Below are 15,593 nucleotides of genomic sequence, written 5' to 3' on the forward strand. Positions count from 1 at the left end.
GATCCCATCGAGGCGATCGGTGCGTTACGAGTGACTTGATCGGCCATATGTATGCATAGGCCGGACGATTGCAAACCGGCCATCCGCCGGGCCGGATAGTGCTCCGCAGCGGTAACTGGCAATCGCCGGATCATGCTGCTAGAAGGCTTTCGTTTTCAGGCCTGTGAACGCCTGACGTGCAAATCTGAAACAAGGATGAGGTCATGGCGCCCCGTTCCGCCGAGATAAGCCGCAAGACCAGGGAAACCGACATCTCCGTGTCGGTTCAAGTCGACGGCTCGGGCAAATCCGACATTTCGACGGGCGTCGGCTTCTTCGACCATATGCTGGACCAGTTGTCGCGCCATTCGCTGATCGACATGACCGTGAAGGCCAAGGGCGACCTGCATATAGACGACCACCATACCGTCGAGGATACGGGCATCGCCCTCGGCCAGGCGCTGGCCAAGGCATTGGGCGAGCGGCGCGGCATCATGCGCTACGCCTCGATCGACCTCGCCATGGACGAGACACTGACGCGGGCGGCAATCGATGTCTCCGGCCGGCCTTTTCTGGTCTGGAATGTTTCGTTCTCGTCGCCGAAGATCGGTACGTTCGACACCGAGCTGGTGCGCGAATTCTTCCACGCTCTGGCGCAGAATGCCGGCATCACGCTGCACATCACCAATCATTACGGCGCCAACAACCACCACATCGCCGAGACCTGCTTCAAGGCCGTGGCGCGTGTGTTGCGTTCGGCACTTGAGCGCGACCTGCGCCAGCTGGACGCGGTTCCCTCCACCAAGGGATCCCTGAAAGGGTAACGCCATGGCCATCTATGTCGTGATGGAGCCGCCAGGCCGCGGTGAAAGCGTGGACACCATCTTTATCCGTGACGGCTTTGCCTGGCTCGGCTTCGTGGTGCCGCCGCTGTGGCTGGCCTGGCACCGGCTGTGGGTTGAGGCGGCATTGGCGTTTGTCGCCATGGGCCTGCTCTCGATGCTGGGCGAAAGGCTGGACCTGGAAACAGCCGGCTCGCTTTTATCCTTCCTTGTCATGCTCTTTGTCGGGCTGGAGGGACAAGGCTTGCGAATTGCAGCCCTTCGTCGCCGCGGCTGGCATGAATGGGGTGTCGTCGAGGCCGACAGGCTCGACGACGCCGACATCCGCTATGTGTTGGAAGCCGCTGCGGATTCGGATTCACAAACTCATGCGCAGCGTATCGTCCCAGACGCAGCACATGCCCGGCCGGCGCAGATGGGCCTGGCACTGGGGCTGAACCATATTCCGGGAAAGCCCTGAGATGAGGGTCGCGATCATCGACTACGGGTCGGGCAATCTGCGCTCGGCCACCAAGGCCTTCGAGCGTGCTGCGCATGAAGCCGGCATTGCCGCCGCGATCGAACTCACCGCCGATGCCGAGCGGGTCAGGACCGCCGACCGCATCGTCCTGCCCGGCGTCGGTGCCTATGCCGATTGCGCCGCTGGACTGCGTGCGGTCGCCGGCATGTGGGAAGCGGTGGAGGAGGTGGCGATCGCCAAGGCTCGGCCGTTCCTCGGCATCTGCGTCGGCATGCAGCTGATGTCGGAGCGGGGCCTGGAAAAGACCGTCACAAAGGGCTTTGGCTGGATCGCCGGCGACGTCAAGGAGATCACGCCGGCCGATCCGACACTGAAGATCCCGCAGATCGGCTGGAACACGATTGACCTGAAGCGCAAGCATCCGCTGTTTTCCGGCATTGCGACGGGCGGCAAGGGACTGCACGCCTATTTCGTCCACTCCTACCATCTCGATGCACGGAAAGAGGATGAGGTGCTGGCGGTTGCCGACTACGGCGGCCCGGTAACGGCCGCTGTCGCCCGCGACAACCTGGCCGGAACGCAATTCCACCCCGAGAAGAGCCAGGCGCTGGGCCTGGCGCTGATCACCAATTTCCTAGGCTGGAGGCCCTGAACCATGAGCAAGAAGGGCTATTGGATGGCAATGGTCGATGTCCACGATCCCGAGATCTACAAGCAGTACATCGAGGCCAATGCCGCGGCTTTCGCGAAATACGGGGCGAAGTTCCCGGTGCGCGCCGGGCGGTATATCAGCCCGGAAGGACCGACAGGCAATCGCCACGTGCTGGTGGAATTCGAATCCTATGAAATGGCGCTGGAATGCTACGGCTCGCCTGAATACCAGGAGGCCTTGAAGTACAGGCTCGCCGGCTCGACCGGCCACTTTGTCATCGTCGAAGGCGCCTGAAGGTGATCCTGTTTCCGGCCATAGACCTTAAGGATGGCAAATGTGTGCGCCTCAGGCATGGCGACATGGCAACTGCGACGATCTATAACGACGATCCCGCCGCTCAGGCGCGCGCCTTCGAAGAGCAGGGCTTCGAATGGCTGCACGTCGTCGACCTCAACGGCGCCTTCAAGGGCCAGAGCGTCAACAGCGCCGCGGTCGGCGCCATCCTCAAGGCGACGAGCAGTCCGGTGCAGCTCGGCGGCGGCATCCGCACCTTGGCGCAGATCGAGGACTGGCTCGACCGTGGGCTGGCCCGCGTCATTCTTGGCACCGTGGCGGTGCGCGATCCGGATCTGGTCAGGCAGGCCTGCAAGGCATTCCCGGGCAAGATCGCCGTCGGCATCGATGCCAAGGGCGGTAAGGTCGCGGTCGAAGGCTGGGCCGAGGCCTCGAGTCTCGGCGTCATCGAACTGGCGAGGAAATTCGAAGGCGCCGGCGTCGCCGCCATCATCTACACCGACATCGATCGCGACGGGGTGCTGAGCGGCATCAACTGGGACGCCACCATCGATCTTGCGGAGGCGGTTTCGATCCCGGTCATCGCCTCGGGCGGGCTCGCCTCGATCGCCGACATCGTGCGCATGACCATGCCCGATGCGCAGAAGCTCGAAGGCGCGATCTCCGGTCGCGCGCTCTACGACGGCCGCATCGATCCGGCCGAGGCACTGGCGATCCTGCGTGGCAAACCGATGGCAGGGGTGTGAAACGTGAAGGTCTCGATTATCCTCGCTCCCTATGACAGCGGGCACTATCACGAAGGGTGCGGCCAGGGTCCGGACGCCATTGTTGGCGGTGGGCTCGTCGAAGCCCTGACCGTGGCTGGCCATGAAGTCGCCGTCGAAGATATCGGCAAGGTGGGAGACGAGCAGGGGCGCGAAATCGCAACCGGCTTCGCCGTCTGCAACGCTGTCGCGACCAAGGTTGGCCTCGCCCGCGATGGAGGACGCTTCCCCATTATCTTTGCTGGAAATTGCCTGACCGCCGCCGGTGCGGTTGCCGGTGAAGCTGCGGATTCGATCATCTGGATCGACCAGCATGGCGATCTCAACACGCCGGAGACGTCGGCCTACGGCTTTCTCGACGGCATGGCGCTGGCGGCGACTCTCGGGCTCTGCTGGCGTCCGATGGCGGCAGCGATTCCGGGGTTCCGGCCGATAAACCCGGCGCGCTGCATGCTGGTCGATGCCCGCGACGTCGATCCCGACGAAAAGCGCCTGCTGGAAACCTTGCCGATCGTGCGCACCGAATGTGCCGGTGCACTCGATATGATCGGAAAGCTCACGGCGACAGTGACTGTGCGGGCGCATCTGCATCTCGACCTGGACGTCGTCGATCCGAATGTGCTGCAGGTGAACCGCTACACGCATCCGGGCGGTCCGAGCCCGGAACAGTTACGGCAGCTTGCCTGCGGACTGGCCAGGTCTATCCCGATCGCGGGCGTTACGCTCTCGGCATACGACCCGGCCTTTGATTCCCAGTCCGAGGTTCCGCCCGTCGTCGGCCAGCTGCTCGTCGACTTTCTTGCGGCGATCGAGAGGATCTGATGCTGAAAGCCCGCGTCATCCCCTGTCTGGATGTCAAGAACGGCCGTGTCGTCAAGGGCGTCAATTTCGTCGACCTGGTCGATGCCGGCGATCCCGTCGAAGCGGCAAAAGCCTATGACGCGGCCGGCGCCGACGAGCTCTGCTTTCTCGACATCACCGCCTCGTCGGAAAACCGCCAGACCATTTTCGATGTAGTAGCCCGCACCGCCGAACAATGTTTCATGCCGCTGACCGTTGGCGGTGGCGTCCGTCAGGTCGCCGACATCAGGAAGCTGCTATTGGCCGGCGCCGACAAGGTGTCGATCAACACGGCGGCGGTGAAGACCCCAAATTTTGTCGCCGAAGCAGCGGACAAATTCGGCAACCAGTGCATCGTCGTCGCCATCGATGCCAAGAAAGTGTCCGCTGCGAGCGAGGCCGACCGCTGGGAAATATTTACCCATGGCGGCCGCGAGAAGACCGGCATCGACGCTGTCGAGTTCGTTCGGCGAGTGGTCGATCTCGGCGCCGGCGAGATCCTGCTGACATCAATGGACCGCGACGGCACCAAGGCCGGCTACGACATAGCCCTTACCCGCGCGGTCGCCGACGCCGTACGCGTGCCGGTCATCGCTTCCGGCGGCGTCGGCACGCTCGACCACCTTGTCGAAGGCATTCGCGACGGCCATGCCGGCGCGGTGCTGGCGGCGTCGATCTTCCATTTCGGCACCTACAGCATCGCCGAGGCCAAGCTGCACATGGCTCAGGCCGGACTGCCGATGCGGCTGGACTCACCGGGTAATCGGTCCTAGAGCCTTTTCCGGCTAAGAAGAGGCTGTAAACGCCGTCATGACCGAGTTCTCGCTCTCCGATCTGGAGAAGATTATTGGCGAACGCGCGCGTTCCGGCGATCCGGATTCGTGGACGGCCAAGCTCTTTCAGCGCGGCATGAGCAAGGCAGCGCAGAAACTCGGCGAAGAGGCGGTCGAAACGGTGATCGCAGCCGTCAGCGCCGACCGGGACGCGCTTGTTTCGGAAAGCGCCGATCTCATCTATCATTGGCTTGTCGTTCTCGGCATAGCGGACATTCCGCTGAGCGATGTGCTCAACGAGCTTGAACGCCGCACCGGTCGTTCGGGCATCGCCGAAAAGGCGTCTCGGCTGGACCGGGGCTGATCGCTGCGGAGGAACTCGATGGACCAGCTCGCTCCTACCGAGAAGTATTCACCCTATCGTTTCTTCTCGGCCGAGCAATGGTCGCGGTTCCGCGCCGATACGCCGATGACGCTCACCGAGGACGAAATCCGTCGTCTGCGGTCGCTGAACGATCCGGTCGATCTCCACGAAGTCGAGCGCATCTATCTTTCGATGTCGCGGCTGTTGTCGGCTCACGTCGAAGCCAGTCAACTCCTGTTCAGGCAGCGCCAGGCCTTCTTCAACGCGCTGGACGCGGCCAAGACACCGTTCATCATCGGCATTGCCGGTTCCGTCGCGGTCGGCAAATCGACCACGGCGCGCGTGCTAAAGGAGCTGCTGGCGCGCTGGCCGTCGAGTCCCAAGGTTGACCTGGTCACCACCGACGGCTTCCTGCTGCCGAACGAAGTCCTGCGCCGCAACAATCTGATGGAGCGCAAGGGCTTTCCCGACAGCTACGACGTCGGCGCGCTGCTGCGTTTCCTGTCCGGCATCAAATCGGCGCAGCGCAACGTCCGCGCGCCGGTCTATTCGCACCTGACCTATGACGTCATTCCGGGCGCGTTCCAGACCATCGACCGGCCCGACATCCTGATCTTCGAAGGCATTAACGTCCTGCAGCCGGGCAAGCTGCCGAAGGACGGCAAGATCGTGCCTTTCCTGTCGGATTTCTTCGACTTTGCCATCTACATCGATGCCGAGGAGGCGCTGATCCATCACTGGTATATCGCCCGCTTCATGCGGTTGCGCGAAACCGCCTTCCGCGACCCGGCCTCCTTCTTTCACCGCTATTCGCAACTTTCCGAGGATGCGGCCCGCGCCATCGCCGAGGGCCTGTGGACCAACATCAACCTGAAGAATCTGCGCGAGAATATATTGCCCACCCGCGCCCGAGCCGATCTCATCCTGCGCAAGGGCGCCAACCATCTGGTCGAGGAAGTGGCGCTCAGGAAACTGTAACGGCGCGGTTAACGGCGCCTTAGGCTATCCCGGCTAGTGTTCGATGGGCAATTCCAGCGGATCTGTCGGGAGCAGTCTGTGATCAACGCGAGCAGTACCGGAGTTCGTGCGAGGCAGCCCCGCTATTCCCTGGTCATTCCGATCTTCAACGAGGAGGCGGTTCTTCCACTCCTTATCCGGCGAATAGTCGCCCTGCTCGACGCGCTGGACGCACCGGCAGAGGCTATTTTCGTCGACGACGGCAGTACCGACACGAGTGTGATCTACCTGCGTGGGATGGTTGCCGAGGAGCCACGCTTCCGGCTGATCGAACTGTCGCGCAATTTCGGGCACCAGATTGCAATTACGGCCGGCATGGATGCGGCTGCCGGGGAAGCCGTGGTGGTCATGGATGCCGACCTCCAGGATCCCCCTGAAGTCGTTCTCCAACTGGTGGAAAAGTGGAAGGAGGGCTATGAAATCGTCTACGCGAGGCGTATGCGGCGCGAAGGCGAAACCTGGTTCAAACGGCTGACAGCCAGCATCTTCTACCGGCTGATGGAGAAGATGACTTCGGTCGACATTCCCCGCGACGTTGGCGATTTCCGACTAATCGGCCGCAAGGCTCTCGATACGTTCAAGCAGATGCCGGAGCGCAACCGTTTCGTGCGCGGCATGTTCGGTTGGATGGGATTCAAGCAGACGGCGGTTTCATTCGAGCGACCGGCGCGCGCCGCAGGTGAAACAAAGTATCCTTTCTGGAAGATGCTCCGCCTGGCTGTCCACGGGGTCATCGGCTTTTCGGAAAAACCATTGCGTATGGCGCTCTGGGCCGGGCTCGCTATCTCGGGGGTAGCCGCGTTGCTCGGGCTCTTTGCCGTGGCTTCCTGGGCATTCAGTTTCGGTGTTGTCCAAGGCTGGACGTCGACAGTTGTGATTGTTTCCTTCTTGTCCGGGATCAACCTGTTCATGACCGGTATCGTCGGCCTCTATGTCGGCGGGATCCACTCCGAGATCAAGCGCCGGCCGCTCTATGTCGTTGATCGCCTTACTGGCTTCGAGGACGCGCTCCGGGCGGAAGTCGACAATCGAAACACCGAGGCGACGTTGTCGGCGTCACGCGACAGAAGGTTTGGTTGATGGCCGAACTCTTCGATCAATATCGCACCACCTATAACAGGACTGTCGACGACTCGATCAGCTTCTCCGGGCTGAAGCATGACTTCTTCCTGCAGGCGAAGTCAGTCCTCCTTGCCGACCTGATCGCCGAGCGTGGTATTGCAAGGCGCGACGGTTGCGTTCGGGCGCTTGATGTTGGCTGTGGGGTCGGCGCACTGCATCCCTACGTGAAGCCGCTTTTTTCAGACCTTCATGGCTGCGACATTTCGAGGGAATCCATCGCCCGGGCGCGTGAGGAAAACCCCTGGGTCACCTATGCCGACTACACGGCTCCCGTGCTGCCTTACGCGGATGGCACATTCGACCTCGCATTCGCCGTTTGCGTCGTCCATCATGTGCCGCCTGAACATTGGCCGAGCTTTGTTTCCGAGATGCGGCGCGTCGTCCGGCCCGGCGGCGTCGTGTCGGTGATCGAGCACAACCCGTTCAATCCATTGACACGCCTGGCCGTCTTCCGCTGCCCCTTCGATGAAGATGCTGTCCTGATCAGTCGCCGCAAAGCCGGCCGTCTCCTGGAGGCGGCCGGCCTCACACAGGTTGCAGGCAGGCATTTCCTGATGTTTCCCTTCGCGAATTCCGTCGCGCGCAAGGTCGAGGGCTGGGTCTCGCACCTGCCGCTCGGGGCGCAATATGTGTGCAGCGGCCGTGTTTAGCGCCGGTTCGGGCTTCAGACTTGCAAAGCAGCCGGCGCGTTTCCTGATTATCGGCTTTGGCGCCACTCTGCTCTACGCACTGCTTGCCGCGGTATTTTCGATGGGGGACGCGGTGTCGCTGCGGCCGGCTTCGGCCTCGGTGCTCGCTTACGCCATCGCCGCCCTCTTCTCCTATGCCGGGCACAAGTATTTTACCTTCGCGTCCAGCGGGGCGCATCGTTTCGAGGCGCCTCGCTTTTTCGTGCTGACATTGCTTGGTCTGGCGGTGTCATTTCTTCTGCCCGCCGTGTTGTCCGGGATTCTGGGCCTGCAGGCGCAGATCCCGATTGTGCTGACATGCATCGTGGTCCCGCTCGTCAACTATGTGGTGCTTCGCCACTGGGTATTCGCCAGTGCTGGTCTAGGTTTGCGGAACGGCTCGAGATGATGCGATTCCCGGACCGCCCGAGATCGGCTGTTGGCGCTCCAGGCCTGGCGTGCGCGCAACGATGCAACGCACCGCCAGGCTCCGGGCTTGCAACCCTGGCCGGGCAGTGCCCTGCTGCTGGCCAAACGCTACAACGGCGGTCGTGCTACTGGCACCCCCGGCCACCTGAACAGCCTATTTCGGCATCGTCACCCGTCGCAGCGTCAGATTGATGCGGCCGCCACTCCTGAGCAATGCCGAGGTCGACGGGTAGATACGGTCGACGCCGTGAAAGCAGAGCCGCCCTTCGCCGCCAAGCACGACGACGTCGCCGCTCCTCAGCCTGAACGATTTGGTGGCGCCGTCGCGCGTCGTCTGGCCGATCCGGAACAGGCAATCCTCGCCGAGCGACACCGAGACGACAGGCGCGGAGAAATCGCTCTCGTCGCGGTCCTGGTGAAGACCCATCTTGGCATCCTGCGAATAGAAATTGACCAGGCAGGCTTCCGGCGGGTGCGCATAGGCAGATACATCCCGCCACAGTTCGAGCAGCATCTCCGGGATCGGCGGCCAAGGCCTTCCGGTCACCGGGTGGGTCGGCTGGTAGCGATAGCCGTGCTCCTTGTCGGTGACCCAGCCCAGCGGACCGCAATTGGTCATGCGCACGCTCATCTCCTTGCCGGTACGCGGCATCGCCGGCACGAACAGCGGCGCGTTCTGCACGACCTGCCTGATATTTTCCACCAGCACTTCCTGCATGGCGCGCGACAGGTAGCCGGGCATATGGCGGACGCCTTTGGGCAGTACGAGCATCGCGTCGCTTAATCCGTTGGTCTGGAGAAATCAGAATGCCACCGTCAAATGAAAACGGCGACCCGAAAGCCGCCTCCGACGGTGGCTGCGCGCTTTAACCGGCGATCTGAGATCGGAAGCCGCTTCGGCTGTCACTCATCCCCGACCCGGCCGCGCAGTTTCTTGATCGAGCCGCGCCCGGCCTTGCTCTTGAGCCGTCTTTCGACCGCGCCTTTGGACGGCCTGGTCTTCTTGCGCGGCGGTGGTGGTGGTTCGGCGGCCTTGGCGACCAGTGCCGTCAGCCGCGCCCGGGCGTCCGCCCGGTTCTGCTCCTGGGTGCGGAAGCGTCCGGCTTCAATGACGATGACGCCGTCCTTGGTGGCGCGCTGGCCGGCAAGCTTGATGGTCCGTTCGCGCACCCGCTCCGACAGGCCAGCCGCATTGGCGGCATCGAAGCGCAATTGCACTGCCGTCGCCACCTTGTTGACGTTCTGGCCGCCCGGGCCGGACGAACGGATGAAGTCCTCGTGCAGGTCGCCCGGATTAATCACCGCATCGTCGGTAATGATGATCTTGTCGTCGGCGTTCATGCCGCACTCATGGCGCGGCAGGCGAAAAAAGAAAAGGCCCGATCGAAGCCGGGCCTTGAAGCATCACCAGGGGCGACGGCTATTCAGCCGCTACCTGCATGCGTGGTGCGGCGCCGAGCACGGTGGCGTCGACATGGGCTTCGAATTTTTCGAAATTGTCGACGAACATGCCGACCAGCCTTGCCGCCTGCCGGTCGTAGGCGGGCTTGTCGATCCAGGTCGATCTAGGGTCGAGAATGGCGCGGTCGACGCCGGCAACCGTCACGGGAACGTCGAAACCGAAATTGGCGTCGGTGCGGAAGTCGGCCGCTTTCAGCGAGCCGTCGAGCGCCGCCGCAAGCAGCGCCCGCGTTGCTTTGATCGGCATTCGCTTGCCGGTGCCGTAGGCGCCGCCGGTCCAGCCGGTGTTGACCAGCCAGCAATCGACGCCGTGGCGGGCGATGAGCTCGCGCAACAGATTGCCGTATACCGACGGATGCCGCGGCATGAACGGTGCGCCGAAGCATGTCGAAAATGTCGCTTCGGGTTCCGTAACACCCTTCTCGGTCCCCGCCACCTTGGCGGTATAGCCGGAGAGGAAATGGTACATGGCCTGCGCCGGGGTCAGCCGCGCGATCGGCGGCATCACACCGAATGCGTCGGCGGTCAGCATGATGATGTTCTTCGGGTGGCTGGCGCGCCCCGTCTTGCTGGCGTTGGGGATGAAGTGGAGCGGGTAGGCGCAGCGTGTGTTTTCGGTCAGCCCGCCGTCGTCGAAATCCGGCACGCGGCCTGCGTCGAGCGCCACATTCTCCAGCACCGTGCCGAAGCGCTGGGTGGTGGCGAAGATCTCCGGCTCGGCTTCGGCCGAAAGCTTGATCGTCTTGGCATAGCAGCCGCCCTCGAAATTGAAGATGCCGTGCGGTCCCCAGCCATGCTCGTCGTCGCCGACCAGCGTGCGCGACGGGTCGGCCGACAACGTCGTCTTGCCGGTCCCGGAAAGGCCGAAGAAAACGGCCGCGTCGCCGACGGGCCCTTCATTGGCCGAGCAGTGCATCGGCATCACACCTTTTGCCGGCAGCAGATAGTTGAGCACGGTGAACACCGACTTCTTCATCTCGCCGGCATACGAGGTACCGCCGATCAACACGATCATGTGCGAAAGATCGACGGCAATCACCGTTTCGCCGCGCGTGCCGTGGCGGGCGGGATCGGCGCGGAACGACGGCAGGTCGATGATCGTCAAATCGGGCATGAAATGCTCGAGTTCGGCGGCGGCCGGTCGGATGAGCAGATTGCGGATGAACAAGGAGTGCCAGGCAAGCTCCGTGATCACCCTGGTCGGCAGCTTCAGTTCCTCGTCGGCGCCGCCGACCAGGTCCTGCACATAAAGGTCCTTTCCAGCCGCGTGGGCGCGAAAATCGGCAAGCAGCGTATCGAACTGGATCGGCGAAATCGCTTTGTTGTTGTCCCACCATATATGCGGCGCGGTGCTTTCGTCGCGCACCACGAATTTGTCCCTGGGCGAGCGGCCGGTGTGCTGCCCGGTCTCGGCGGCAAGCGCGCCATGCGCGGTGAGTCGGGCCTCGCCACGGCGGATTGCCTCCTCGTAGAGCGCGGCCGCGCCGAAATTATAGCGTACCACGCCCGTGGTTCTCAGGCCGATGCGATCGATTGCACATGCAGGATTGCGTTTGCCGGCTTCCGACATGGGTGTCCCTTCTTCGATTTACCGCGTCTTTACCGGCGAATTCCGGAACCCCCATTGCAGGAGCTAAAAACGTCAAAACCAGAAAAGGCGAATGATATCAAATCATTAATCGATTTAAATATTTTGAAAGTTGTTTAAATCGTTTATATGTGCAAAAACACTGATGGTTGCCCAAAGGATTGGCGATGTTCATTCGTCCAATCCATATCGAGGTACAATTGTGGCCGTCGACATGCCGCGCGTGACAGCGGATACAGCCTGTGCCACATTTTGTACCTAATTTGTCCTGCAAAAGCCCCTTCTCGACGAAAGAAGGGACAGCTCATGAGGGAGCCGCTTGAAATGGCAACAATCGCGCTTGTCGACGACGATCGCAACATTCTGACTTCGGTTTCGATCGCCCTTGAATCCGAGGGTTATCGGGTCGAAACCTACACGGATGGGGCATCGGCGCTGGAGGGACTGGCGGCGCGCCCGCCGAACCTCGCCATCCTCGACATCAAGATGCCGCGCATGGACGGCATGGAGTTGCTGCGCCGGATGCGTCAGAAATCCGACCTGCCGGTGATCTTCCTGACCTCCAAGGACGATGAGATCGATGAACTGTTCGGCCTCAAGATGGGCGCCGACGACTTCATCCGCAAACCCTTCTCGCAGCGTCTTCTGGTGGAGCGCGTCCGCGCCGTGCTGCGCCGCGCCAGCACCCGCGAGGCGGCGGCCAAGGCGCCCAACCAGCAGGCCCGGTCGCTTGAGCGCGGCCAGCTTGTCATGGACCAGGAGCGCCACACCTGCACCTGGAAGGGCGAGCCGGTGACGCTTACCGTCACCGAGTTCCTCATCCTGCATTCGCTGGCACAGCGTCCGGGGGTCGTAAAAAGCCGTGATGCGCTGATGGATTCGGCTTATGATGAGCAGGTCTATGTCGATGACCGCACCATCGACAGTCACATCAAGCGGCTGCGCAAAAAGTTCAAGGCCGTTGATGATGACTTCGAAATGATCGAAACCCTTTACGGAGTCGGATATCGGTTCCGCGAAGCATGAATAGGCAGTAGGCAGTAGGGAATAGTCGGTAGTCAGTTTTGAATGATGCGAGCGGCCACTCATGCATCGCCGCGATCTCAGCCAACCATTTCTCTATTCCTGCTGCCTACTCACTACTCACTAATTACCGAGCGGGAGCTGCTATTCGATGGCAGTGGAAGTAGAGCGAGTGAGACGGTCGGGCGCCGCCAGGCGCCCGCCGCGGATTCTGCCCGCCTTCGTGTCGAAAATTACGGTGCCGATGCGCCGGTTTCTCGGCCATCACATCTTTTCCAGCCTGACGCGGCGTATCCTCTTTCTCAACCTTGCCGGCCTTGCCGTCCTGGTCACCGGCATTCTCTATCTCAATACCTTTCGTGACGGGCTGATCGACGCCCGGGTCGAGAGCCTGATGACTCAAGGCGAGATCATCGCCGGCGCGATCGCCGCCTCGGCGACGGTCGAGACCGATTCGATCAGCATCGATCCGGAGAAGCTGCTCGAGTTGCAGGCCGGCGAAAGCCTCGGCCCGGGCTCCGATCAGCTCGACAACCTCGATTTTCCGATCAATCCGGAGCGCGTGGCGCCGGTGCTCAGGCGGTTGATCTCGCCGACGCGCACACGCGCCCGCATTTACGACCGCGACGCCAACCTGCTGCTCGATTCCCGCCATCTCTATTCGCGCGGCCAGATCCTTCGCTACGATTTGCCGCCGGTCGAAGAGGAACAGCCAGACCTTCTGGAGCGCATCCAGAAATTCGTCTTCGATTTCTTCCGCAACAAGCAGCTGCCTGTCTATCGCGAGCAGCCGGGTGGCAACGGCGCCGCGTTTCCGGAAGTGGTCAAGGCGCTTACCGGCAGCCCGTCGACGATCGTGCGGATCTCGGAGCAGGGCGAGCAGATCGTTTCTGTGGCGGTGCCGATCCAGCGCTTCCGTGCCGTTCTCGGCGTGCTGATGCTGTCGACCGAAGGCGGCGACATCGACAAGATCGTCGCGGCCGAGCGCAAGGCGATCCTGCGCGTGTTCGGCATTGCCGCCCTGGTTACCGCCATCCTGTCGATGCTGCTGGCCTCCACCATCGCCAACCCGCTGCGCCGGCTTTCCGCGGCGGCGGTCAGGGTTCGCCGCGGCGTCAAGAACCGCGAGGAAATCCCCGACTTCTCCGACCGCCAGGACGAGATCGGCAATCTGTCGATCGCCGTGCGCGACATGACCAACGCGCTCTACGCCCGCATCGAGGCGATCGAAAGTTTTGCCGCGGATGTCTCGCACGAGTTGAAGAACCCGCTTACCTCGCTGCGCAGCGCGGTGGAGACATTGCCGCTGGCCAGGAACGACAATTCGCGCAGCCGGCTGATGGATATCATCCAGCACGATGTGAGGCGGCTTGACCGTCTCATCACCGATATTTCCGATGCCTCCCGTCTCGATGCCGAGCTGGCGCGGGAAGATGCAGGAACCGTCGACCTCAAGAAGTTCATCACCGATCTGGTCGCCGTCTCGCGCGAGGCCACGCGCAACAAGAAGGCGGTCGAGATCGAATTTAAGGTCGCCAAACTGCCACAGGGCGTGAAAGGCTACTTCGTCGTCGGTCATGATCTGAGGATCGGCCAGGTGATCACCAACCTGATCGAGAATGCCCGCTCGTTCGTTCCCGAGGAACGTGGCCACATCACCATATCGCTGGCGCGCGCCGGCAAGTTCAACATCGTCACCATCGACGACAATGGACCCGGTATCCGTGCCGATAACATCGACCGCATTTTCGAGCGGTTCTATACCGATCGGCCGGCCGGCGAGGCGTTCGGTCAGAACTCGGGCCTTGGCCTGTCGATATCCAGGCAGATCGTTGAAGCCCATGGCGGCACGCTGAGCGCCGAGAACATCCCGGGCACCAAGCCTGGCGAGATCAAGGGCGCGCGCTTCGTGGTGACGCTGCCGGCGGAAGGCTGACGGATGAATTCCAATCACGCCTGGTCCTGTTGTGCAGCCTGAAAATATTCACGGCACCGCGATCCTGATAGGCGATCGCGGCATTCTCATCACCGGACCGTCCGGTTTGGGCAAGACGACGCTGGCGCTCGCCCTGATCGATCATTGCAGCCAGCGTGAGCTGTTTTCCCGGCTGATCGGCGATGACCAGCTCTATGCTGCAGATTGCGACGGGCGGCTGGTCTGCCGCGCACCAGCCAGCATAGCCGGCCTCGTCGAGGTGCCGGGATTCGGCCCCAAACCGATACAGTTCGAGCCAAGCTGCGTGATCGACCTCATTATCCGGCTGGTGCCAGCCGGCAAAATGGCCCGCTTCCAGGAAGACTGCAGCGAACTCGTTGTCGGCGTACCAGTGCCGCGCATCGATCTTGCCGGGCGCAATGTAGCGGCGGCCTTGCCGGCAGTGATGTCGCGCCTGTCGATTGCACCTTTCCTGTGATCCGATTTCGATTTTTTGCTGCAATGCGTCAAATTGGCTTGGGCCGGCGCAATTTTGGGCTTGTCAACGGGCCTTGCGTCGACAAGATAGCGCTCCCGCCACCTGGAACGGTCGGCGAGCATAAAATGCGCCTGTGAAGCGGCGATGACGGGAGCCACCAAAGAATGATCGGACTCGTGCTTGTAACGCACGGTCAACTGGCCGCCGAGTTCCGCAATGCCGTGGAACATGTCGTTGGGCCACAAGACAATTTCGAGACCGTGGCGATCGGTGCCGACGACGATATGGAACAGCGCCGCCGCGACATTATCGAGGCAGTCGGCCGCGTCGATACGGGATCAGGCGTCATCGTTTTGACCGACATGTTCGGCGGCACGCCCTCTAACCTCGCCATTTCCGTGATGGAATCCGGGCGTATCGAGGTCATTGCCGGCATGAACCTGCCGATGCTGATCAAGCTGTCCAGCGTTCGCAAGGGCGACAACATGACGGCCGCGCTGGATGAGGCGCAGGCTGCCGGCCGTAAATACATCAATGTCGCCAGTCAACTCCTGAGCAGCAAATGAGCGCGCTGTTGCCGGAAAAGGACAAGATCGTTCGCGACTTTCCGATCGTCAACCAGCGCGGCCTACACGCACGCGCCTCGGCCAAGTTCGTTCAAGTCGCCAGCGGCTTCAACGCCACGGTCCAGGTCGAGAAGGACGGCGTCAAGGTCGGCGGCACCTCGATCATGGGCCTGATGATGCTGGCGGCGAGCCCCGGTTATTCGATACGCGTCACCGCCACCGGCCCGGAGGCCGAAGAGGTCATCGATGCGCTGGAGCAACTAGTTGCTTCCCGTTTCGGCGAGGAGTGCTGACGGCTTCGCCGACGGCACCTGCTACGGCATGTTCGGGCGCAACC

General features: G+C 62.1%; 20 protein-coding genes. 17 read left to right on the forward strand and 3 right to left on the reverse strand.

Annotated features, from left to right (window positions below):
- The first annotated feature begins 203 nt into the window (after window positions 1–203).
- The 12 genes from hisB (at window position 204) to NKJ13_RS10220 (ending at window position 8,184) form a co-directional block, all read left to right on the forward strand.
- Window positions 204–803 (forward strand): imidazoleglycerol-phosphate dehydratase HisB, encoded by a 600-nt coding sequence (gene hisB, locus NKJ13_RS10165; RefSeq protein ID WP_352505978.1) that lies wholly within the window; start codon window positions 204–206, stop codon window positions 801–803.
- Window positions 804–807: 4 nt separating this feature from the next.
- On the forward strand, window positions 808–1,281 hold the full coding sequence (locus tag NKJ13_RS10170) for a DUF2628 domain-containing protein (RefSeq protein ID WP_352736757.1): 474 nt from the start codon (window positions 808–810) through the stop codon (window positions 1,279–1,281).
- Window position 1,282: 1 nt separating this feature from the next.
- Window positions 1,283–1,933, forward strand: coding sequence for an imidazole glycerol phosphate synthase subunit HisH (gene hisH / locus NKJ13_RS10175; protein WP_352505976.1), 651 nt, complete (start codon window positions 1,283–1,285; stop codon window positions 1,931–1,933).
- 3 nt (window positions 1,934–1,936) lie between these two features.
- Window positions 1,937–2,227 (forward strand): DUF1330 domain-containing protein, encoded by a 291-nt coding sequence (locus NKJ13_RS10180; protein ID WP_254815931.1) that lies wholly within the window; start codon window positions 1,937–1,939, stop codon window positions 2,225–2,227.
- Window positions 2,228–2,229: 2 nt separating this feature from the next.
- Complete coding sequence (gene hisA, locus NKJ13_RS10185) at window positions 2,230–2,973, forward strand: 1-(5-phosphoribosyl)-5-[(5-phosphoribosylamino)methylideneamino]imidazole-4-carboxamide isomerase (RefSeq protein ID WP_254815932.1); 744 nt, start codon at window positions 2,230–2,232, stop codon at window positions 2,971–2,973.
- Between the two features lie 3 nt (window positions 2,974–2,976).
- Window positions 2,977–3,813, forward strand: a complete 837-nt coding sequence (locus NKJ13_RS10190) for an arginase family protein (RefSeq protein ID WP_352736759.1) — start codon at window positions 2,977–2,979, stop codon at window positions 3,811–3,813.
- Window positions 3,810–4,604: an imidazole glycerol phosphate synthase subunit HisF gene (gene hisF, locus NKJ13_RS10195; protein ID WP_352506058.1), complete on the forward strand. Its 795-nt coding sequence runs from the start codon at window positions 3,810–3,812 to the stop codon at window positions 4,602–4,604. Before NKJ13_RS10190 ends, hisF begins: the two co-directional genes overlap by 4 nt.
- Before the next feature lie 37 nt (window positions 4,605–4,641).
- Window positions 4,642–4,968, forward strand: coding sequence for a phosphoribosyl-ATP diphosphatase (locus NKJ13_RS10200; protein ID WP_254815934.1), 327 nt, complete (start codon window positions 4,642–4,644; stop codon window positions 4,966–4,968).
- 18 nt (window positions 4,969–4,986) lie between these two features.
- The gene (gene coaA / locus NKJ13_RS10205; RefSeq protein WP_352480184.1) at window positions 4,987–5,946 is read left to right on the forward strand and encodes a type I pantothenate kinase; all 960 of its coding nucleotides are present in this window, start codon (window positions 4,987–4,989) and stop codon (window positions 5,944–5,946) included.
- A 78-nt stretch (window positions 5,947–6,024) separates the two neighbouring features.
- Window positions 6,025–7,065 carry a glycosyltransferase family 2 protein gene (locus NKJ13_RS10210; protein WP_502896114.1) on the forward strand — a complete coding sequence of 347 codons (1,041 nt, stop codon included), beginning with the start codon at window positions 6,025–6,027 and terminating at the stop codon, window positions 7,063–7,065.
- Window positions 7,065–7,757 (forward strand): class I SAM-dependent methyltransferase, encoded by a 693-nt coding sequence (locus NKJ13_RS10215; RefSeq protein ID WP_352736760.1) that lies wholly within the window; start codon window positions 7,065–7,067, stop codon window positions 7,755–7,757. The genes NKJ13_RS10210 and NKJ13_RS10215 overlap by 1 nt, the downstream gene beginning before the upstream one ends.
- Window positions 7,735–8,184, forward strand: a complete 450-nt coding sequence (locus NKJ13_RS10220) for a GtrA family protein (protein ID WP_352736762.1) — start codon at window positions 7,735–7,737, stop codon at window positions 8,182–8,184. Before NKJ13_RS10215 ends, NKJ13_RS10220 begins: the two co-directional genes overlap by 23 nt.
- Window positions 8,185–8,358: 174 nt before the next feature.
- On the opposite strand, the gene NKJ13_RS10225 is transcribed toward NKJ13_RS10220, so the two are convergent.
- From NKJ13_RS10225 to NKJ13_RS10235, 3 genes are all read right to left on the reverse strand, one after another.
- Window positions 8,359–8,976, reverse strand: coding sequence for an alpha-ketoglutarate-dependent dioxygenase AlkB family protein (locus tag NKJ13_RS10225; RefSeq protein ID WP_352736764.1), 618 nt, complete (start codon window positions 8,974–8,976; stop codon window positions 8,359–8,361).
- 131 nt (window positions 8,977–9,107) lie between these two features.
- Window positions 9,108–9,545, reverse strand: coding sequence for an alternative ribosome rescue aminoacyl-tRNA hydrolase ArfB (arfB, locus tag NKJ13_RS10230; RefSeq protein WP_023677545.1), 438 nt, complete (start codon window positions 9,543–9,545; stop codon window positions 9,108–9,110).
- 79 nt (window positions 9,546–9,624) lie between these two features.
- The gene (locus NKJ13_RS10235; RefSeq protein ID WP_352616808.1) at window positions 9,625–11,235 is read right to left on the reverse strand and encodes a phosphoenolpyruvate carboxykinase; all 1,611 of its coding nucleotides are present in this window, start codon (window positions 11,233–11,235) and stop codon (window positions 9,625–9,627) included.
- A gap of 342 nt (window positions 11,236–11,577) precedes the next feature.
- On the opposite strand from NKJ13_RS10235, the gene NKJ13_RS10240 reads away from it, so the two are divergent.
- From NKJ13_RS10240 to NKJ13_RS10260, 5 genes are all read left to right on the forward strand, one after another.
- Window positions 11,578–12,279: a response regulator transcription factor gene (locus NKJ13_RS10240; protein ID WP_023677547.1), complete on the forward strand. Its 702-nt coding sequence runs from the start codon at window positions 11,578–11,580 to the stop codon at window positions 12,277–12,279.
- 148 nt (window positions 12,280–12,427) lie between these two features.
- The gene (locus NKJ13_RS10245) at window positions 12,428–14,212 is read left to right on the forward strand and encodes a sensor histidine kinase (RefSeq protein ID WP_352736766.1); all 1,785 of its coding nucleotides are present in this window, start codon (window positions 12,428–12,430) and stop codon (window positions 14,210–14,212) included.
- A 31-nt stretch (window positions 14,213–14,243) separates the two neighbouring features.
- Window positions 14,244–14,690 carry an HPr kinase/phosphorylase gene (locus NKJ13_RS10250; protein WP_352736767.1) on the forward strand — a complete coding sequence of 149 codons (447 nt, stop codon included), beginning with the start codon at window positions 14,244–14,246 and terminating at the stop codon, window positions 14,688–14,690.
- 164 nt (window positions 14,691–14,854) lie between these two features.
- Entirely contained in the window at window positions 14,855–15,256 is a 402-nt protein-coding gene (locus NKJ13_RS10255) for a PTS sugar transporter subunit IIA (RefSeq protein WP_023677550.1), read from the forward strand.
- Window positions 15,253–15,549: an HPr family phosphocarrier protein gene (locus NKJ13_RS10260; RefSeq protein ID WP_352736768.1), complete on the forward strand. Its 297-nt coding sequence runs from the start codon at window positions 15,253–15,255 to the stop codon at window positions 15,547–15,549. Before NKJ13_RS10255 ends, NKJ13_RS10260 begins: the two co-directional genes overlap by 4 nt.
- Window positions 15,550–15,593 lie beyond the last annotated feature (44 nt).

It is taken from the genome of Mesorhizobium sp. M0174 (assembly GCF_040322275.1).
In the GTDB taxonomy this organism is placed as follows: Bacteria; Pseudomonadota; Alphaproteobacteria; order Rhizobiales; family Rhizobiaceae; genus Mesorhizobium.